16 protein-coding genes and 1 riboswitch are annotated in these 18,538 nt (G+C 69.2%); of the genes, 6 read left to right on the top strand and 10 right to left on the bottom strand.

The window, feature by feature from the left end:
* Positions 1–4: 4 nt before the first annotated feature.
* On the bottom strand, positions 5–973 hold the full coding sequence (locus OG897_RS23080; protein ID WP_266659095.1) for a helix-turn-helix domain-containing protein: 969 nt from the start codon (positions 971–973) through the stop codon (positions 5–7).
* Positions 974–1,054: 81 nt separating this feature from the next.
* Here OG897_RS23080 and OG897_RS23075 point away from each other — a divergent pair, with 81 nt between their 5' ends.
* Positions 1,055–1,234 carry a hypothetical protein gene (locus OG897_RS23075; RefSeq protein ID WP_266659094.1) on the top strand — a complete coding sequence of 60 codons (180 nt, stop codon included), beginning with the start codon at positions 1,055–1,057 and terminating at the stop codon, positions 1,232–1,234.
* Between the two features lie 63 nt (positions 1,235–1,297).
* Here OG897_RS23075 and OG897_RS23070 read toward each other — a convergent pair whose 3' ends face one another.
* From OG897_RS23070 to OG897_RS23035, 8 genes are all read right to left on the bottom strand, one after another.
* On the bottom strand, positions 1,298–1,498 hold the full coding sequence (locus OG897_RS23070; RefSeq protein ID WP_266659093.1) for a DUF397 domain-containing protein: 201 nt from the start codon (positions 1,496–1,498) through the stop codon (positions 1,298–1,300).
* Positions 1,470–2,336: a helix-turn-helix transcriptional regulator gene (locus OG897_RS23065; protein ID WP_266659092.1), complete on the bottom strand. Its 867-nt coding sequence runs from the start codon at positions 2,334–2,336 to the stop codon at positions 1,470–1,472. Before OG897_RS23065 ends, OG897_RS23070 begins: the two co-directional genes overlap by 29 nt.
* A 129-nt stretch (positions 2,337–2,465) precedes the next feature.
* A complete protein-coding gene (locus OG897_RS23060) occupies positions 2,466–3,482 on the bottom strand; it encodes a ribonucleotide-diphosphate reductase subunit beta (RefSeq protein ID WP_266659091.1) in 1,017 nt (338 codons plus the stop codon).
* Positions 3,482–5,881 (bottom strand): ribonucleoside-diphosphate reductase subunit alpha, encoded by a 2,400-nt coding sequence (locus OG897_RS23055; protein ID WP_266659090.1) that lies wholly within the window; start codon positions 5,879–5,881, stop codon positions 3,482–3,484. Before OG897_RS23055 ends, OG897_RS23060 begins: the two co-directional genes overlap by 1 nt.
* A 144-nt stretch (positions 5,882–6,025) precedes the next feature.
* A riboswitch (cobalamin riboswitch) is annotated at positions 6,026–6,167 on the bottom strand.
* Between the two features lie 59 nt (positions 6,168–6,226).
* Positions 6,227–6,745 carry a GNAT family N-acetyltransferase gene (locus OG897_RS23050; RefSeq protein WP_266659089.1) on the bottom strand — a complete coding sequence of 173 codons (519 nt, stop codon included), beginning with the start codon at positions 6,743–6,745 and terminating at the stop codon, positions 6,227–6,229.
* Between the two features lie 99 nt (positions 6,746–6,844).
* Entirely contained in the window at positions 6,845–7,075 is a 231-nt protein-coding gene (locus OG897_RS23045; RefSeq protein WP_266659088.1) for a YbdD/YjiX family protein, read from the bottom strand.
* Positions 7,072–9,300, bottom strand: coding sequence for a carbon starvation CstA family protein (locus OG897_RS23040; RefSeq protein ID WP_266659087.1), 2,229 nt, complete (start codon positions 9,298–9,300; stop codon positions 7,072–7,074). Before OG897_RS23040 ends, OG897_RS23045 begins: the two co-directional genes overlap by 4 nt.
* 601 nt (positions 9,301–9,901) lie before the next feature.
* Positions 9,902–10,678, bottom strand: coding sequence for a GntR family transcriptional regulator (locus OG897_RS23035; protein WP_266660425.1), 777 nt, complete (start codon positions 10,676–10,678; stop codon positions 9,902–9,904).
* A gap of 430 nt (positions 10,679–11,108) precedes the next feature.
* On the opposite strand from OG897_RS23035, the gene OG897_RS23030 reads away from it, so the two are divergent.
* From OG897_RS23030 to OG897_RS23015, 4 genes are all read left to right on the top strand, one after another.
* Entirely contained in the window at positions 11,109–12,395 is a 1,287-nt protein-coding gene (locus tag OG897_RS23030; protein WP_266659086.1) for an extracellular solute-binding protein, read from the top strand.
* Positions 12,396–12,532: 137 nt separating this feature from the next.
* Positions 12,533–13,516, top strand: a complete 984-nt coding sequence (locus tag OG897_RS23025; RefSeq protein ID WP_266659085.1) for a carbohydrate ABC transporter permease — start codon at positions 12,533–12,535, stop codon at positions 13,514–13,516.
* Entirely contained in the window at positions 13,513–14,343 is an 831-nt protein-coding gene (locus OG897_RS23020) for a carbohydrate ABC transporter permease (RefSeq protein ID WP_266659084.1), read from the top strand. Before OG897_RS23025 ends, OG897_RS23020 begins: the two co-directional genes overlap by 4 nt.
* 7 nt (positions 14,344–14,350) lie before the next feature.
* Positions 14,351–15,874: a glycoside hydrolase family 3 protein gene (locus OG897_RS23015; RefSeq protein ID WP_266659083.1), complete on the top strand. Its 1,524-nt coding sequence runs from the start codon at positions 14,351–14,353 to the stop codon at positions 15,872–15,874.
* Positions 15,875–15,968: 94 nt separating this feature from the next.
* Here OG897_RS23015 and nagB read toward each other — a convergent pair whose 3' ends face one another.
* Positions 15,969–16,754: a glucosamine-6-phosphate deaminase gene (gene nagB / locus OG897_RS23010; RefSeq protein ID WP_266659082.1), complete on the bottom strand. Its 786-nt coding sequence runs from the start codon at positions 16,752–16,754 to the stop codon at positions 15,969–15,971.
* Between the two features lie 322 nt (positions 16,755–17,076).
* Between nagB and OG897_RS23005 the strand changes: the two genes are divergently transcribed.
* Positions 17,077–18,171: an SIS domain-containing protein gene (locus OG897_RS23005; RefSeq protein WP_266659081.1), complete on the top strand. Its 1,095-nt coding sequence runs from the start codon at positions 17,077–17,079 to the stop codon at positions 18,169–18,171.
* Positions 18,172–18,538 lie beyond the last annotated feature (367 nt).

Here is an 18,538-nt window from a genome sequence, read left to right as displayed (position 1 = left end):
GGACTTAGGCGGCGCGCGCCGGACCTCTGAAGGTCCGGCGGTACGCGTGCGGGGTGGTGCCCAGCGTCCGCAGGAAGTGGTGTCGCAGCCCCGCCGCCGTGCCGAACCCCGTACGGTCGGCGATCACGTCGATCGTCTCGTCCGTCGCCTCCAGCAACTCCTGTGCCAGCAGCACCCGTTGGCGCAGCAGCCAGCGGTACGGAGTCGTGCCCGTCTCCTGTTGGAAGCGCCGGGCGAACGTACGCGGGGACATGTGCGCCCGGTTCGCCAACTCCTCGACGGTGACCTCTTGTTCGAGGTTGCGCTCCATCCAGACGAGGACCCCGCCGACCGTGTCGCAGCGCGTCGGGGTGAGCGGGCGCTCGATGTACTGGGCCTGCCCGCCGTCCCGGTGCGGCGGCACGACCATCCGCCGGGCGATGGTGTTGGCCACCTCGGGCCCGTTCTCCTGCCGCACCAGATGCAGGCACGCGTCGATCCCCGCAGCCGTCCCGGCCGAGGTGATCACGCTCCCCTCGTCGACGTACAGCACGTCCGGCTCCAGCCTGGCCAGCGGGAACTTCGCCGCCAGCTCGTCCACGTGCCGCCAGTGCGTGGTGCACCGCCGCCCGTCGAGCAGCCCGGCCGCCCCCAGGACGAACGCCCCCGAGCACACGCTCAGCACTCGCGCGCCGCGCTCCACTCCCCGCCGCAGGGCGGCCAGCAGCTCTTCCGGGTAGCTGCGGGACTCGCAGTGCTGGTCGGCGGGGACGCAGATCAGGTCCGCCTCCTCCAGCCGTTCGAGCCCGTACGGAACGTTGATGGTGAACGCCCCCGAACGGGAGGGGAGTTCACTCTGCTCGACACCGCAGACGGCGAAGTCGTATACCGGTAGCCCCTGTTCGCTCCGGTCGATGCCGAAGACCTCGCAGAGCACGCCGAGTTCGAAGGGGTTCACGCCGTCGACGAGGGCGACGGCCACGTTGTTCAGCATGCCGCCAGTGTGGCAGTAATTCGACGTACTGTGACAGTCCTGCCACTCATCAAGGTGGCTCGGCTGTAAGAGAGTTGAGCCATGAACACATTCATGGACGTCCTGGCCGTAGCATTCGTTTTCGTACTTCTCGCGCTTCCTTCGCTCATCGGACACGCCCGCGACCTGAGAATCGACCACCAGATCCGCCGGGCGGGTGAGGCGCGGGCCGCCGAGGAGTCGAGGGCTCACGCGCAGGACGGCTTCGGCCATGCGGCGTAGACCCGAAGAGGCCCGTCCGGTGTTTTCCGGACGGGCCTCTTCTCGGTTGAAGGGCAAGGGAGTTCAGCCCTTGGGACCCTCGCGCTTGGGCAGCGGGAGGAAGGCGTTCCAGGCGGTGCTGGTGAAGGTGAGGGTGGGGCCGGTGGGGGTTTTGGTGTCGCGGACGGGGACCACGCCGGGCAGGTTGGGCGCGAATTCGAGGCAGTCGCCCTCGCTGCCGCCGCTGTAGCTGGACTTACGCCATGCCGGTGCTTCGGTGCTCATGCTCATAGTCCTCTGTGATCTCCCTGAGCAGTGACAGGGACTTCTCGTGCGACAGTGCGTCGCCCAGGGCAAGATCGTAGGAGGTCTGGCACTGGAGTACCACTGCCTCCTCGTCGATGAGGTTTCCGAAGTGCAGCCCCTCGTTGTACGCGACGGGCGGCATGTCCTCGAACCACATGAGGCGGAGATTGCTCTCGATCAGTGCGTGGCAGCCAACTCCGAAGGGGAGGATGTGCAGGCGCAGACGGTCCCGTTCGGCCAGCCCGGCGATGTGCCTCAACTGCTCCGCCATGACGGACGGTCCGCCGTGCGGGCGGCGCAGTGCGGCCTCATCCAGGAGCACGGTCGTGTGAGGTGTCAGAGGGTCTTCGAGGATGTGGGCCCGCTCCAGTCGTGCGGTGACCGCCTCTTCGAGCTTCTGCTTGCTCTTGACGGGGAAGTAGGCGCGGAACACCGCCCGCATGTAACCCTCGGTCTGCAACAGGCCCGGGACCAGCGTGAGGCCGAACTCCCGGATCATGCTCGCCTGGGACTCCAACTCCCTTGCCGCCTCGAAGTGCTTGGCGACCTTGCGGCGCTTCGCGTCCGGCAGGAAGCGGGCGAACACGCCGCCCGTTTGCAGCGCTTCGTCCAGTCGTCGTGCGTCGCTCAGTGAGGGGATGCGGCGGCCCGCCTCGATGTGCGCGATGTGGGTGCGGGTCATGAAGGCCAGGTCGGCGAGTTCCTGCTGCGTCAGGCCCGCCTGCTCCCGGCGGGCCTTCAGTTCGTCGCCGTAGGGGGTGGTGTTCCTGCGGGGCTCGGGCTGGGGACGAGGCTGCGAAGAGTGGTCGGGGTGCATCTCAACTCCCTTGCAGGCGGGGCAGAGTGCTCTGCAAGGTACGCCGAAGGGCCCCTCCCCGCAGGTGGAACAGTCGCGTTCCACCCCATCCGGTGAAGGGGCCCTCAAGCGTGCGTACTGCCGTACGGCCTAGAAGTCGTCGTCGAATCCGACGGTGCCCTCGACGGCCACCTGGTACGCCGAGACGCGGCGTTCGAAGAAGTTCGTCAGTTCCTGGACGCCCTGGAGCTCCATGAAGGAGAAGGGGTTCTCCGAGCCGTAGACCGGAGCCAGGCCCAGGCGGACCAGGCGCTGGTCGGCGACGCACTCCAGGTACTGGCGCATGGACTCGGTGTTCATGCCCGGCAGGCCGTCACCGCACAGGTCGCGGCCGAACTGGAGCTCCGCCTCGACGGCCTCCTTGATCATGTCCGTGATCTGCTGGCCGAGCTCGTCGTCGAAGAGGTCGGGCTCCTCCTCGCGGACGGTGTCGACGAACGCGAAGGCGGCGTCCATGTGGCAGCTTTCGTCACGGAAGACCCAGTTCGTCCCGGTTGCGAGACCGTGCAGCAGGCCCCGCGAGCGGAACCAGTAGACGTAGGCGAAGGCGCCGTAGAAGAACAGGCCCTCGATGCACGCCGCGAAGCAGATCAGGTTGAGCAGGAAGCGGCGGCGGTCGGCCTTCGACTCCAGGCGGTCGAGCTTCTCGACCTCGTTGATCCACTTGAAGCAGAACTGCGCCTTCTCGCGGATGGAGGGGATCTCCTCGACGGCGTCGAACGCGGCGGCGCGGTCGTCCGGGTCGGGGAGGTAGGTGTCCAGAAGGGTCAAGTAGAACTGGACGTGGACGGCTTCCTCGAAGAGCTGGCGCGAGAGGTAGAGGCGCGCTTCGGGGGAGTTGATGTGCTTGTACAGGGTGAGGACGAGGTTGTTCGAGACGATCGAGTCGCCGGTCGCGAAGAACGCGACGAGGCGGCCGATCATGTGCTGCTCGCCCGGGGTGAGCTTCGCCAGGTCCGCGACGTCCGAGTGGAGGTCGACCTCCTCGACGGTCCAGGTGTTCTTGATCGCGTCCCGGTAGCGCTCGTAGAAGTCCGGGTAGCGCATGGGGCGGAGAGTCAGCTCGAAGCCCGGGTCGAGGAGGTTCTTGTTCTTGTCGGTGCTCATTACTGGCATGCCTCGCAGGACTCGGGGTTCTCAAGGGAGCAGGCGAGCGCTTCGGCGTCCGTCACGTCGGTCACCTGCTGGGCGGGGAGGGTGGTGGGGGCCGCGACCGAGGCGCTCTGCGAGCCCGCGGCGCGGGCGATCCGGGTGGCGGGGCGCGAGCGCAGGTAGTACGTCGTCTTCAGGCCCTTCTTCCAGGCGTACGCGTACATCGAGCTGAGCTTGCCGATGGTGGGCGTTTCCAGGAAGAGGTTCAGGGACTGGGACTGGTCGAGGTACGGGGTGCGGGCCGCGGCCATGTCGATCAGGCCGCGCTGCGGGATCTCCCAGGCGGTGCGGTACAGGTCGCGGACCTCGGCCGGGATCCAGTTGAAGCCCTGGACGGAGCCGGACGCGTCGCGCAGGGCCTCGCGGGTCTGGGCGTCCCAGACGCCGAGCTCCTTGAGGTCGCGGACCAGGTAGGAGTTCACCTGGAGGAACTCGCCGGAGAGGGTCTCGCGCTTGAAGAGGTTGGAGACCTGCGGCTCGATGCACTCGTACACGCCCGCGATGGACGCGATGGTGGCCGTCGGGGCGATGGCCAGGAGGAGCGAGTTGCGCATGCCGGTCTTGGCGATGCGGGCGCGCAGGGCGTCCCAGCGCTCGGGCCAGGCGGACTCGACGCCGTAGTGGTCGGGGTGCAGCACGCCTCGGGCGGTGCGGGTCTTCTCCCAGGCGGGGAAGGAGCCCGCGCGCTCGGCGAGGTCGCAGGACGCCTCGTACGCCGCGAGCATGATCCGCTCGGCGATACGAGTGGAGAGCGCGGCCGCCTCCGGGGAGTCGAAGGGGAGCTTCAGCTTGAAGAAGACGTCCTGGAGGCCCATCGCGCCCAGGCCGACCGGGCGCCACTTGGAGTTGGAGTTCCCGGCCTGCTCGGTCGGGTAGAAGTTGATGTCCACGACGCGGTCGAGGAAGGTGACGGCGGTGCGGACGGTCTGGTCCAGGCGGTCCCAGTCGATCTCGCCGTCGGCGAGGACGAAGGCGCCCATGTTGACCGAGCCGAGGTTACAGACAGCCGTCTCGCCGTCGTTGGTGACTTCGAGGATCTCGGTGCACAGGTTGGAGGAGTGGACCGTGTGGCCCGGCTCCGCCGTCTGGTTGGCGGTGCGGTTGGAGGCGTCCTTGAACGTCATCCAGCCGTTGCCGGTCTGCGCGAGGGTGCGCATCATGCGGCCGTACAGCTCGCGGGCCGACATCGACTTCTTGGCGAGACCGGCGGCCTCGGCCTTGCGGTAGGCGGCGTCGAACTCGTCGCCCCACAGGTCCACCAGCTCGGGGACGTCGGCGGGGGAGAACAGCGACCACTGGCCGTCCTGGTCCACGCGGCGCATGAACTCGTCCGGGATCCAGTGGGCGAGGTTCAGGTTGTGGGTGCGGCGGGCGTCCTCGCCCGTGTTGTCGCGGAGCTCCAGGAACTCCTCGATGTCCGCGTGCCAGGTCTCCAGGTAGACCGCCGCTGCGCCCTTGCGGCGGCCGCCCTGGTTGACGGCCGCGACGGAGGCGTCGAGCGTCTTCAGGAACGGCACGATGCCGTTGGAGTGGCCGTTGGTGCCCCGGATCAGGGAGCCGCGGGCGCGGATGCGCGAGTACGAGAGGCCGATGCCGCCCGCGTGCTTGGAGAGGCGCGCGACCTGGTGGTAGCGGTCGTAGATCGAGTCCAGTTCGTCCATCGGGGAGTCGAGGAGGTAGCAGGACGACATCTGCGGGTGGCGGGTGCCGGAGTTGAAGAGCGTCGGCGAGGACGGGAGGTAGTCCAGGCGGCTCATCAGGCGGTACAGGGAGGCGACCTCGGCGAGAGCCCGCTCGCTGTCGTCCTCGGCGAGGCCGGAGGCCACGCGCAGCATGAAGTGCTGCGGGGTCTCGACGACCTGGCGGGTGATGGGGTGGCGCAGCAGGTAGCGGCCGTAGACCGTGCGCAGGCCGAAGTACTCGAAGCGGTCGTCGCCTTCGAGGTCGATCAGCTCGTCGAGCGCCGCCGCGTGCTTCGCGACGAAGTCGGCCGTACGGTCCGCGATGAGCCCTTCGCGGTGACCGACGGCGACGGACTCGGAGAAGCAGCCCACGCCCTGGGTGGCCGCCTCGTCCCGGATCGTACGGGCGAGCAGGCGAGCGGCGAGGCGCGAGTACGCGGGGTCCTCGGAGATGAGTCCTGCGGCGGCCTCGGTGGCGAGCTCCCGGAGCTCGGCGGCGTCCGAGCGCGCGTTGCGCCCCCGCAGGGCGGCGGCGGCGACCCGGCCGGGGTCGGTGTCGGTCAGGTCGGCGGTCAGGTCGGTCAGGGTGCGCAGCAGCGCGGTACCCGGAGCGTCCTGGTTCTCAGCCTGACTCTGCTCGGCGATGGCCGGATCGACTGGCGCGATGGTCACGTGGGGGCTCTCCCTCGCTCGGCGCGGGGCCACGAGGCGGGGAGCGGGGGCGCGCGAGCACACGTCAGCCCCGAAAAGGGCGTACGTCGCCTGGCGTCCACCGGCCCAACCGCGAGGCCCGGACGTATCGGAATCCGGCTCGGTCGAGCCGGATCGGCCGTCGGCAGGTCCTCGGACTTGGCGGTGCGCAAAAGCGCACATGACACACCGTTGCGGGACAGTTCCGGATTCTCACCGGATTCCCCTGCGGCGACAGCGAGGACGAGCATACATGTGGTGGGTCCCCGTTGGGGAACCCACCACATGTTGTGTCGCGTGCCGACCACGCGGCCCGGTTTTCGCGGGTTACAGGGCCTTTTCGTACGTCAGGAGCCCCAGTCCCGGCACCGGTTCCCAGTCCCGTTCCGGCGTCCGTACGAAGCCGAGGCGCTCGTAGATCCGGTGCGCGCCGCGCATCGCGGGCTGGGTCGACATCACCAGCCGTACGACCCCTTCCGTGGCCTGTGCGCGGGCGATGCAGGCCCGTACGAGCGAGGCGCCCGCCCCTCGGCCCCGACCGGCGTGCGCGACCGCGAGCATGCGGAATTCGGCCTCGTCGGCCTGAGCGATGTCCTGGAGGGGGCTGCCCTGGGGAGCATAGGTGACGGTGCCCAGGAGAGTCCCGTCGGCGTCCACGGCGACGAGCAGTTCGGCCTTCTCGGCGCGGGTCGCGGCGTCGCGCAGGACGGTCAGGTACGGGTCCTGGGGGCCGCCGGAGAGGAGGTCGTCGCCGAGGTAGGCGCCGGCGGTGATGTCGCCCACTTCGGGGTATTCGGCGGGTTCGGCGGTGCGGACGCGGATGTCTTTTCGGGCAAGCACAGTCATGCCCGGCAGTGTGCAACGGCGAAGGCCCGGCGTCCCACCCCGTATCGAGGGGCGGAACACCGGGCCGTACACGTCCGTGAGCGGAGGGATCCGATCCGCTCAGCAGCAGCGGAAGCCGTCCCGGGGGTCGCCCTCGCGGGCGTCGGTGCGGCTGCGCTCGAAGGCGCGGCGGGTCATCACGGGGGCGTCCGGATCGTGCGACCTGGCGTGGGCGACGTACCGGTCGTACGTCGCCTCGCCGGTCAGCTCGCGTACGAACAGGCGCAGGCGGGACAGCCGGTGCCGCAGGCCCGCGGTGCTCAGTGCGTCCTTCGGCGCCCCCGTGCTCATGCCTTGCTCGCCTCCTTGACCGAGCCGCCCTCGGGCCCGATTCCGGCTGCCGCCAGCTCCGCCTTCTCCTCCTTGGTGGCGAAGAGCGAGGCGGGCGCGACGATCTTCGACTCGACGTACGGGGTCTCGCTGAGCCTGACCCCCGCCGGGTTGCGGATCGCCTTGAGGCAGGCGCGGCACGCCTCGAAGAGGACGACCACGATCAGTACGGCGAAGAGGACGGAAAGGATGCCGTCGACCGTGGAGTTGGTGACGATGGTCTCCATCTGGTCGCGGTTCTTGGCGAGTCCGACCTTGTCGAGGCCCTTGTCCAGGGCGCTCTGGTAGACGTCGCGCTGGGCGAAGAAGCCCACCCTCGGGTCGGCGGAGAAGATCTTCTGCCAGCTCGCGGTGAGGGTGACCGCGACGTCCCAGAGGAGTGGGATCGCCGTCACCCAGGCGTACTTGAGCCGCCCGGACTTGATGAGCAGGGTGGTGCAGACGGCGAGCGCGACGGCGGCCAGGAGCTGGTTGGCGATGCCGAAGAGGGGGAAGAGCTGGTTGATGCCGCCGAGCGGGTCGTGCACGCCGACCCACAGGAAGTAGCCCCAGGCGATGACGACGATGGCGCTGGCGATCCAGACGCCGGGCTTCCAACTGACGTTCTTGAACGGCTTGTAGACGTTGCCGAGCATGTCCTGGAGCATGAACCGGCCCACGCGGGTGCCCGCGTCGAGCGTCGTGAGGATGAACAGCGCCTCGAACATGATGGCGAAGTGGTACCAGAACGCCTTCATCGCGGTCCCGCCGAAGGCCGCCGAGAAGATCTCCGAGAGGCCGAGTGCGAAGGTCGGGGCGCCGCCCGTACGGTGCAGCAGGCTGGCCTCCTCGACGTCCTTGGCGGCCTGCGCCAGGTCGGCGGGGGAGATGGTGAACCCGAGGTTCCCGACCGCCGTGGACGCCGCCTGCACGGTGTCGCCGACCAGGCCGGCGGGCGAGTTGATGGCGAAGTACAGCCCCGGGTCGATGATGCAGGCGGCGATCAGCGCCATGATCGCGACGAACGACTCGATCAGCATGGAGCCGTAGCCGATCGTCCGGATCTGCGTCTCCTTCTGGATCATCTTCGGGGTGGTGCCCGAGGAGATCAGCGAGTGGAAGCCGGAGAGCGCGCCGCACGCGATGGTGATGAACACGAACGGGAACAGCGAACCGGCGAAGACCGGCCCCGTGCCGCTGGTCGCGAACTTGGTGATGCCGTCCATCTTCAGCGTCGGCAGCGCGATCAGCACGCCCACCGCGAGCAGGCCGATCGTGCCGACCTTCATGAAGGTGGAGAGGTAGTCGCGCGGGGCGAGCAGCAGCCACACGGGCAGCACCGACGCGAGGAAGCCGTAGATCACCATCCAGATGACCAGCGTGCCCGGCTCCAGGGTGAACGTCTCGGCCCACGAGGACTCGGCGACCCAGCCGCCCGAGACGATCGCGAGCAGCAGCAGGGCGACGCCGATGAGCGAGACCTCGGTGACCCGGCCCGGACGCAGGATGCGCAGGTAGATGCCCATGAAGAGGGCGATCGGGATGGTCATGCCGATGGAGAAGACGCCCCAGGGGGACTCGGCGAGCGCGTTCACGATGATCAGGGCGAGCACGGCGAGCAGGATGATCATGATCGCGAACACGGCGATGAGCGCCGCCGCGCCGCCGACCGCGCCGATCTCGTCCCGCGCGATCTGGCCGAGCGAACGGCCGTTGCGGCGGGTGGAGAAGAACAGCGTGACCATGTCCTGGACGGCGCCCGCGAAGATGACGCCCGCGACGATCCAGATCGTGCCGGGCAGGTAGCCCATCTGGGCCGCCAGCACGGGCCCGACCAGCGGGCCCGCGCCCGCGATGGCCGCGAAGTGGTGGCCGAAGAGGACGCGGCGGTCGGTGGGGTGGAAGTCCACGCCGTCGTTGTTGAGTTCGGCGGGGGTGGCGCGGGTCTTGTCGACCTTGAGCACCCGGTTGGCGATGAACTTCGAGTAGAAGCGGTACGCGATGGCGTACGAGCCGAGGGCCGCGGCCAGCATCCAGGCCGCGGAGACGTCCTCGCCCCGGGAGAGCGCGAGGACCGCCCAGCCGACGGCGCCGACGAGTCCGACGAGGCTCCAGATCACTACGGACTTGGGCGTCGGCCTCCGCCGGGCGGGAGCCGGGGGAGCCCCGGCCTGCTCGGTCTCGGCTGTCGGTCTCGGCTCTGCCATGGCGATCCGTCCCCTCGCGCGATCTTTACAGTCGTAACGTGCGCGAAATCTAGGGGGTGTGACCGTGCCGTGTAACCCCCTGTCCGTATATCGGTACGGAAACGGGGCGACCACCGCAGGTCAGTGGGGGTACCAATGGCAACTTGCCGGTGCCCCGTTGGGGGTGCGGGGCTGCGTTCCTGTGCGGCTTCGCCGCGCTCTCTGTCGCTGGGGCTGCGGAGCATGCCCTCAGGGGCGCGGGGAACTGCGCGGCCAGCCCCCACGCACCCGCACGTCCGACCCCCAAGCCTCGCGAGTTTAGGTGAAGGATGGGGTCTCCCCTGCTCGAACGAAGTTGAGAGCTTGGGGAAGGGTCTGGGGCGGCCCGCCGCAGGCGCACTGGGGTGCGGCGCACCTATGGGGCGGGGTAACGGCGGGCGGCTCCGGGGTGGGCCCGGAGCGAGGGGGGCCGCCCCCTTGCCCGCCCGTTCCGCCCCCGGGGGGCGGCCCCGCCGCCCAAGGGGGCTGGGGAGGCGGAGGCGGAGGGGGTGGGCCCCGCCGCCCGAGGGGGTTCGAAGGGGCGGGGGGACTGTCGCCAGGAGGGGGGCGGGAGTCGGGGGTGTTAGTCCTGGGGGCGTTGGAGGCGGGCTACGAATTTGTAGCGGTCGCCCCGGTACACCGAGCGGACCCACTCCACCGGCTCCCCGCCCCTGTCGAGGGAGTGGCGCGAAAGCATCAGCATCGGCAGGCCGACGTCCGTGCCGAGCAGCCCCGCCTCGCGCGGGGTGGCGAGGGAGGTCTCGATGGTCTCCTCGGCCTCCGACAGCCGTACGTCGTAGACCTCGGCGAGGGCCGTGTAGAGCGAGGTGTACTTCACCAGGGAGCGGCGCAGGGCCGGAAATCGCTTGGCGGACAGGTGAGTTGTCTCGATCGCCATCGGCTCGCCGCTCGCCAGACGCAGACGCTCGATGCGCAGGACGCGCCCACCGGTGGTGATGTCGAGCAGCCCGGCGAGGGTGTCGTCCGCGGTGACGTACCCGATGTCCAGGAGCTGCGAGGTGGGTTCGAGGCCCTGGGCCCTCATGTCCTCGGTGTACGAGGTGAGTTGGAGGGACTGCGAGACCTTCGGCTTGGCGACGAAGGTGCCCTTGCCCTGGATGCGCTCCAGGCGTCCCTCGACCACCAGTTCCTGGAGGGCCTGGCGGACGGTGGTGCGGGAGGTGTCGAACTCGGCGGCGAGGGTGCGCTCCGGGGGCACCGGGGTGCCCGGGGGGAGAGTTTCGGTCATGTCGAGCAGGTGCCGCTTGAGGCGGTAGTACTTCGGCACGCGGGCGGTGCGGGTGGTGGCGGGGGTGTTCCCCTCCCCGTTCGTGCCGCTCATACCGTTCGTGCCGGTCATCGTGGTCCCCGTACTCGTGCCGCTCGTGGTGCTCTCCGTGAGTCCCCCGTCGGTGATCATGGTCCGCCCTTCCGGCTCCTGCGCTGCTGCCGTCACCGGCTCCTCCGTCTGTCGCGGCTCACATGGATGGTGGCACGGTCCGCCACGCGGGGCTCGGGCTCCGCGCGATTCCTTCTTATACACCGCGTCGCCCGGGAGTGCGGGGGTCCAAGAGCCCTTTGTGAACTCCTTCGAGGGTCCAGGTGTCGGTCCGATAACGGACGCAACGAGTGGTCTTACACACCCTTGACACCCCAAAAGGTCTAGGCCAAGCTCCAGCTACTGGTCTAAACCATTAAAGACCAGGTCCCAGTCCCACAGGCCGTACTTCGTGCGTTGTCCTCGCGGTGGGCAGGGGGTTGCAGGCATCCCTGAGCAGGAGAGTGGCGTAATGAAGCGCAAGCTCATCGCGGCGATTGGCGTCGCCGGCATGTTGGTCAGCGTCGCGGCGTGTGGCGGTTCGGACAGCAAGGGCAGCGACGGCGGCAAGAAGGCCGGCGCCGACGGGTTCAAGGGCGAGACGCTGACTGTCTGGGCCATGGACGGCTCGACCCCGCCGAACTGGACCAAGGACCTGACCGCCGAGTTCGAGAAGAAGACCGGTGCGAAGCTCAAGTTCGAGGTGCAGAAGTGGGAGGGCATCCAGCAGAAGCTGACGACCGCCCTCTCCGAGGAGAACCCTCCCGACGTCTTCGAGATCGGCAACACGCAGACCGCCGCGTACGCCAAGACCGGCGGCCTCGCCGAGCTGGACGACCTCAAGAAGGGCGTCGGCGCGGACTGGGCCGAGAACTTCAACAAGGCCGCGGTCGTCGACGGCAAGCAGTTCGCCGCCCCGTGGTGGTTCGCCAACCGCGTCGTGGTCTACAACAAGGCGGTCTTCAAGGACGCCGGTGTCACCGAGGCCCCCAAGACCCGTGACGACTTCTTCAAGGCTCTCGACAAGATCAAGGCCAAGGGCAAGGCCGAGCCCCTCTACCTGCCCGGCCAGAACTGGTACTTCTTCGACGGCATCACCATCGGCAAGGGTGCGGAGCTGATCAAGAAGGACGGGGACAAGTGGGTCTCCAACCTGGCCGACCCCAAGATCGGCGAGGCCGCCGAGCTCTACAAGAAGTACCAGTCCTACTCCAAGGCCCCCAAGGACAAGGACGAGGCGACCCCGCAGCAGGCCGACGTCTTCGCCAAGGGCAAGACCGGCGCGATGATCGCCATGGGCTGGGAGGCCGCCACGGCGGTCAAGGCCAACCCGGCGCTGGAGAAGGACATCGGCTACTTCACCATCCCCGGTGAGACCGCCGACAAGCCCGAGGGCGTCTTCCTCGGCGGCTCCAACCTCGCCGTCGCCGCGGGCAGCAAGAAGCAGGAGCTCGCCAAGGAGTTCCTGAAGATCGCCCTGTCCGACAAGTTCGAGGGTGCGATCGCCAAGGAGTCCGGCGTCATCCCGAACAAGGAGTCGCTCAACTCCAACCTGGTCGGCAACCCGGTCGCCGAGGCCGCCGCGCCGTCGGCCAAGTTCGGTGGCACCACGCCGCTCATCCCGGAGTGGGCCGCGGTCGAGAACAACCCGAACCCGATCAAGACCTACCTCACGGCGGTCCTGAACGGTAAGACCCCGGCGGACGCCGCCAAGCAGGTCGAGGCCGAGCTGAACAAGCGCCTCGCGCAGAAGCAGTAACCCGCCTGCCGGGTTCCGGCCCCCTCCGCAGCCTGGAGGGGGCCGGAACCCGGCAGTCAGCCGTGTGCCTCCCCGCCGGCTGTGTCCCGCAGTGCCCTCACTGCGTCCTGCAGTGCGCCTAGGAAGAGATGGCGAGCATGACCGTGCAGACCGAACGACCGCCCTCCGGTCCGACGGAGAACCTCAAGGGGGCCGGCTCCGATCCGGTCGATCCGGGCAAGAAGAGCCGCAGAGCCGGATCGCTCACCCCCTATCTGCTGCTGTTGCCCCCGGTGGCAGCCGTCCTGATCTTCCTGGGCTGGCCCCTGGTCAAGAACCTCCTGATCTCGTTCCAGAACCTCAACATGAGGCAGCTGATCCAGCACCTCACCGAGTGGAACGGCGTCGACAACTACGGCGAGGTCCTCGGCAGCGCGGACTTCTGGAACGTCACCGGCCGCTCGCTGGTCTTCACCGCGGTCAACGTCGTCCTGATCATGGTGCTGGGCACCCTGATCGGACTGCTGCTCGCCCGCCTCGGCAAGCGCATGCGGGTCTTCCTGCTGATCGGCCTGGTGCTCGCCTGGGCGATGCCCGTCGTCGCCGCGACCACCGTCTACCAGTGGCTCTTCGCCCAGCGCTTCGGTGTCGTCAACTGGGTGCTGGACGCCATCGGCTTCCACTCCATGGCCGAGTACAACTGGACCGGCAGCCAGCTCTCCACCTTCTTCGTGATCACGGTGCTGATCGTCTGGCAGTCGATCCCCTTCGTGGCGCTGAACCTGTACGCGGCGACCACGACGATCTCCAAGGAGCTGTACGAAGCGGCCTCGCTGGACGGCGCGGGCGTGTGGAAGAGCTTCACCTCGGTCACCATGCCGTTCCTGAAGCCCTTCCTGTTCGCCACGACGTTCCTGGAGATCATCTGGGTCTTCAAGGCGTTCGTGCAGGTCTACGCGATCAACGCGGGCGGCCCCGACCGGCTCACCGAGATCCTGCCCGTCTATGCCTTCATCGAGGGCATGGGCAACCAGCACTTCGGCATGGGCTCGGCGATCTCCGTCCTGACGATCCTGATCCTGCTGCTGCTCACCGCGTACTACCTGCGGATCGTTCTTAAGCAAGAGGAGGACGAGCGATGAAGCGCTCGCTGCTCGGCCGCATCTGGCCCAACGCGACGGCAGTACTGCTCGTCATCGGATTCGTCTTCCCCGTCTACTGGATGTTCGCCACGGCGTTCAAGAAGACGCCGGACATCGTCTCCGAGGACCCCGTCTGGTTCCCGACGGACATCACCTTCGAGCACTTCAAGACCGCGATCGACGCCGAGAACTTCGGCACCATGGTGCGCAACTCGCTCACCGTCACGATCCTCGCGGTGGTCTTCTCCCTGATCCTCGCCCTGGCCGGCTCCTTCGCCCTGGCCCGGATGCGCTTCAAGGGACGGCGCGGATTCATCATCGGCTTCATGGTGGCGCAGATGGCGCCCTGGGAAGTCATGGTCATCGCGATCTACTTCATCGTGCGCGACGCGGACATGCTCAACAGCCTGATCCCGCTGACCCTCTTCTACATGGTCATGGTGCTGCCCTTCACCCTCCTGACGCTGCGCGGCTTCGTCGCCGCGGTGCCCAAGGAGCTGGAGGAGTCCGCGATGGTGGACGGCTGCACCCGCCGTCAGGCGTTCGTCAAGGTGATCCTGCCGCTGCTGGCCCCCGGCCTGATGTCCACCTCGCTCTTCGGATTCATCACCGCGTGGAACGAATTCCCCATGGTGCTGATCCTGAACAAGCAGGTCGAGTTCCAGACCCTGCCGCTGTGGCTCTCGCAGTTCCAGACCCAGTTCGGCGACGACTGGGGTGCGACGATGGCGGCGTCCTCGCTCTTCGCCATTCCGATCCTCATCCTCTTCGTCTTCCTCCAGCGCAAGGCGGTCAGTGGTCTGACCGACGGCGCGGTGAAGGGATAACGCAGCCATGACGACGCTCATCAGCCGCACGGACACCCTCACCCGGGACGCCCTCGCCGTCCTCCAGCCCGGCTTCACCGGCACCTCCGCCCCCGACTGGCTGCTGCGCAGCGTGGGGGAGGGGCTGTCCTCCGTCGGCCTGTTCGGCCGCAACATCGCCTCGCCCGAGCAGCTCGCGGCCCTCACCGCCCAGCTGCGTACCGAGCGTGACGACGTCCTGGTCGCCATCGACGAGGAGGGCGGCGACGTCACCCGCCTCGAAGTGCGCGGCGGCTCCTCCTTCCCCGGCAACCTGGCGCTCGGCGCGGTCGACGACGTGGCCCTGACACGTGACGTCGCCCGCGAGCTGGGCCGCCGTCTCGCCGAGTGCGGCGTCAACCTCAACTGGGCCCCGTCGGCCGACGTCAACTCCGACCCGGGCAACCCGGTCATCGGCGTGCGCTCCTTCGGCGCCGACCCGCAGCTCGTGGCCCGGCACACGGCCGCGTACGTCGAGGGCCTCCAGGCATCAGGCGTCGCCGCCTGCACCAAGCACTTCCCCGGCCACGGCGACACGAACGTCGACTCGCACCACGACATGCCCCGCATCGATGTGGACCTCGCCACACTGCACGCCCGTGAGCTGGTGCCTTTCCGGGCAGCGATCGCAGCAGGTTCCAAATCGGTCATGAGTGCGCATATTCTTCTCCCTGCGCTCGACCCCACCCGTCCTGCGACTCTCAGCCCGCAGATTCTCACCGGTCTGCTGCGTGAGGAGCTGGGCTACCAGGGGCTGATCATCACGGACGGCATGGAGATGCAGGCCATCTCCGCGACGTACGGAATCGAGCGCGGCTCCGTCCTGGCGATCGCCGCGGGCGCCGACGCGATCTGCGTCGGCGGCGGCCTCGCCGACGAGGAGACCGTCCTGCGACTGCGCGACGCGCTGGTCCTGGCGGTCCGCTCCGGCGAACTGCCGGAGGAGCGGCTGGCCGACGCGGCGGCACGGGTTCGGGCCCTGGCCGCGTGGACGCGGCAGGCCCGCGAGGCTTCGGGGCCGGGTGCGGAAGTGCAGGAGGGGACCGCGCCCGGCAACGAGACCAACCGTGAGGTCGGCCTGGTCGCCGCCCGCCGTGCCGTCCGGGTCGTCCGGGCCCCCGGCGCCACCCCCGTCAGGTCCGCCCCGTACGTCGCGGCGCTCACCCCGGTCGCGAACATCGCGGTGGGCGACGAGACCCCGTGGGGCGTCGCCGCCGACCTGACGCGCCTGCTCCCGGGCACCGAGACGGGCACGTTCAGCGCGGAGACCTGCACGGCCGAGGCCGTCCTGGCCGCCGCGGGCGACCGCCGGATCGTCGCCGTCGTACGCGACGAACACCGCCACCCCTGGATGGCGGCGGCCCTGGACGCGCTCCTCGCGGCCCGTCCGGACACGGTCGTGGTCGAGATGGGCGTCCCTCAGTCGACTCCGCGCGGCGCGCTGCACGTGGCGACGTGCGGTGCGGCACGGGTGTGCGGTCAGGCGGCGGCGGAGGCCATCGCCGGTCGCTGACCCTGCTCCGCACAGACGAAAGGCCGGGCCCCCGCTGCGGGGGTGCCCGGCCTTTCGCGTGCCGTACGCCTTTCGCGTGCCGTACGGCGGAGGCTTACAGCCCCTGCCACACCGGCTTGTTGGCGTACGTGTGACGGAAGTAGTCCGCCAGCTTCAGCTTGGAGGCGGCGGCCTCGTCGACGACGACGGTCGCGTGCGGGTGGAGCTGGAGCGCGGACGCCGGTACGAGCGCGGAGAGCGGCCCCTCGACGGTCTGCGCGACGGCCTCGGCCTTGCCCTCGCCGGTGGCCAGCAGCACCAGGTGACGGGCGTCCAGGATGGTGCCGATGCCCTGGGTGATGACGTGGCGCGGGACCTGGGCGGTGTCGCCGTCGAAGAAGCGCGCGTTGTCGTCGATGGTCTGCTGCGTCAGCGTCTTGATGCGGGTGCGGGACGCCAGCGAGGAGCACGGCTCGTTGAAGCCGATGTGCCCGTCGGTGCCGATTCCCAGGATCTGGAGATCCACGCCGCCCGCCTCACCGAGCGCCCTGTCGTACGCCTCGCACGCGGCCTGCACGTCCTCGGCCGACCCGTCGGGGCCGAAGAACGACGCCTCGGTCAGCCCGAGGGGCTCGACGACCTCGCGCAGGACGGTCGCGCGGTACGACTCGGGGTGCCCGACCGGCAGCCCCACGTACTCGTCGAGCTGGCAGATCCGGGCCTTCGACGCGTCCACCTCACCGGCGGCGACCTTGGCGGTCAGGGCCGTGTAGATGGGCAGCGGGGACGAACCGGTGGCGACACCGAGCAGGGCGTCGGGCTTGCTGCCCAGCAGGTCGGCGATGCTCTGCGCGATGATCTCGCCGCCTGCCTTGGCGTCCGGAACGATGACAACTTCCACGCTGATGCCTGCCTGTCTGTCTGTGTGGAGTGGAGACCGGGCCACCCGGGTAAACCCGGGGTCATGAGGGGGGCTTGACGATCTATGGTATAGACCAATCTAGCAGAGGGGTGCTTCCCACCCGTCCTCCGCTTCGTCGGTCTCCCGGCTGTCCGTCCGCGTACTTTCCTCGTACTTTCCTCGTACTTCCGGCCGTCCTTCGGCTGGCGGGCCCGTGAACCCCCATGGTCGACTGGGGTCCACCATTCGTCACCTTGAGAGCCGCTGCGAGGCAGGTCCGGGAGGTCCGCCGATGTCCCCCGTAGAACGACCGGCGCAAGGGATGTCCGCGCCTCCCCCGACCCCTTCCCCTTCTTCCCCCTCCTCCGTCGCCGAACGCCCGGGCCGGATCATGGCGGCCGAGATGGCGGAGCAGCCCGCCGTACTGCGCCGGATCCTGGCGGAGGCGGCCCCGCGGATCTTCGAGACGGCGCAGTCGATCGCGGCGAAGAGCCCCCGCTTCGTCCTGCTCACCGCGCGCGGAACGTCGGACAACGCGGCCCTCTACGCCAAGTACCTCCTGGAAATCCAGATGGGCCTGCCCTGCGGCCTGACCTCGATGTCCACCACCACGGCGTACGGGGCCCGGCCGAGCCTGCGCGACGTCCTGGTCATCACGGTCAGCCAGTCCGGGGGCTCCCCGGACCTGGTCGCCTCGACGCGGGCCGCGCGGGAGGCGGGCGCGATCACCCTCGCCGTCACCAACAACCCCGACTCGCCCCTGGCGGCGGTCTCGGAGTACCACGTCGACATCCTGGCCGGGCCGGAGAAGGCGCTCCCGGCGACCAAGACGTACACGGCCTCGCTGCTCTGTCTGTACCTGCTGGTCCAGGGGCTCCAGTCCCGGGACGGGACACGGACGGCGGCCGGGCTGCCGGAGCTGGCGGAGGGGATTCTGGCCCGCCAGGAGGAGGTGCGGCACCTGGCGTCGCGCTACCGCTTCGCCGAGCGGATGGTGATCACGTCGCGGGGCTACGGGTACCCGACCGCGCAGGAGGCGGCGCTGAAGCTGATGGAGACGAGCTACATTCCCGCGCTCTCCTACTCCGGGGCGGACCTGCTGCACGGGCCGCTGGCCATGGTGGACAACATCTCGCCGGTGATCGCGGTGGTGACCTCTGGGAGGGGCGGGGAGGCGCTGCAGCCGGTGCTGGACCGGTTGCGGGGGCGGGGGGCGGACCTCTTCGTGGTCGGGCCCGCGGCGCAGGTGGAGAGGGCGTCGTCCGGTTTCGCCGTACCGACGGAGGGGGTGCCGGAGGAGCTTCAGCCGGTGCTGGACATCCTGCCGCTCCAGCTCCTGGCCTATGAGGTGACGATCGCGAGGGGGCAGGATCCGGATGCTCCGAGGGCTTTGGCGAAGGTGACGGAGACGCGGTAGCGATTCCAGGGGCGCGGGGCTGTGCCACTGTGCGGCTCCGCCGCGCGTGCGCTCCCGGCTCCGCTGGGGCCGGACGGGACGTGCCCCTTTAGGGGCGCGGGGCTGTGTCACTGTGCGGCTCCGCCGCGCGTGCGCTCCCTGCTCCGCTGGGGCTCGCGTGGACGTGCCCCTTTAGGGGCGCGGGGAACTGCGCGCCCAGCCCCAACGCACCCGCACATTCGACCCCCAAGCCTCGCGAGTTTAGGTGAAGGGGTGGGTCTGGGGCGGCCCGCCGCAGGCGCACCGGGGTGCGGCGCACCCATGGGGCGAGGTAACGGCGGGCAGCACCGGGGCGGGCCCCCTTGCGAGGGGTGCGCCGGTAGCGGGG

It is taken from the genome of Streptomyces sp. NBC_00237, from assembly GCF_026342435.1.
Lineage (GTDB): Bacteria > Actinomycetota > Actinomycetes > Streptomycetales > Streptomycetaceae > Streptomyces.
This window is presented reverse-complemented; position numbering and strand designations above follow the sequence as displayed.

Excerpts from the sequence above, each read along its gene's own strand:
- OG897_RS23080 (WP_266659095.1), bottom strand. The coding sequence starts at position 973 with ATGCTGAACAACGTGGCCGTCGCCCTCGTCGACGGCGTGAACCCCTTC.
- OG897_RS23075 (WP_266659094.1), top strand. The coding sequence starts at position 1,055 with ATGAACACATTCATGGACGTCCTGGCCGTAGCATTCGTTTTCGTACTT.
- OG897_RS23070 (WP_266659093.1), bottom strand. The coding sequence starts at position 1,498 with ATGAGCACCGAAGCACCGGCATGGCGTAAGTCCAGCTACAGCGGCGGC.
- OG897_RS23065 (WP_266659092.1), bottom strand. The coding sequence starts at position 2,336 with ATGCACCCCGACCACTCTTCGCAGCCTCGTCCCCAGCCCGAGCCCCGC.
- OG897_RS23060 (WP_266659091.1), bottom strand. The coding sequence starts at position 3,482 with ATGAGCACCGACAAGAACAAGAACCTCCTCGACCCGGGCTTCGAGCTG.
- OG897_RS23050 (WP_266659089.1), bottom strand. The coding sequence starts at position 6,745 with ATGACTGTGCTTGCCCGAAAAGACATCCGCGTCCGCACCGCCGAACCC.
- OG897_RS23045 (WP_266659088.1), bottom strand. The coding sequence starts at position 7,075 with ATGAGCACGGGGGCGCCGAAGGACGCACTGAGCACCGCGGGCCTGCGG.
- OG897_RS23040 (WP_266659087.1), bottom strand. The coding sequence starts at position 9,300 with ATGGCAGAGCCGAGACCGACAGCCGAGACCGAGCAGGCCGGGGCTCCC.
- OG897_RS23035 (WP_266660425.1), bottom strand. The coding sequence starts at position 10,678 with ATGACCGGCACGAACGGTATGAGCGGCACGAACGGGGAGGGGAACACC.
- OG897_RS23030 (WP_266659086.1), top strand. The coding sequence starts at position 11,109 with ATGAAGCGCAAGCTCATCGCGGCGATTGGCGTCGCCGGCATGTTGGTC.
- OG897_RS23025 (WP_266659085.1), top strand. The coding sequence starts at position 12,533 with ATGACCGTGCAGACCGAACGACCGCCCTCCGGTCCGACGGAGAACCTC.
- OG897_RS23020 (WP_266659084.1), top strand. The coding sequence starts at position 13,513 with ATGAAGCGCTCGCTGCTCGGCCGCATCTGGCCCAACGCGACGGCAGTA.
- OG897_RS23015 (WP_266659083.1), top strand. The coding sequence starts at position 14,351 with ATGACGACGCTCATCAGCCGCACGGACACCCTCACCCGGGACGCCCTC.
- OG897_RS23005 (WP_266659081.1), top strand. The coding sequence starts at position 17,077 with ATGTCCGCGCCTCCCCCGACCCCTTCCCCTTCTTCCCCCTCCTCCGTC.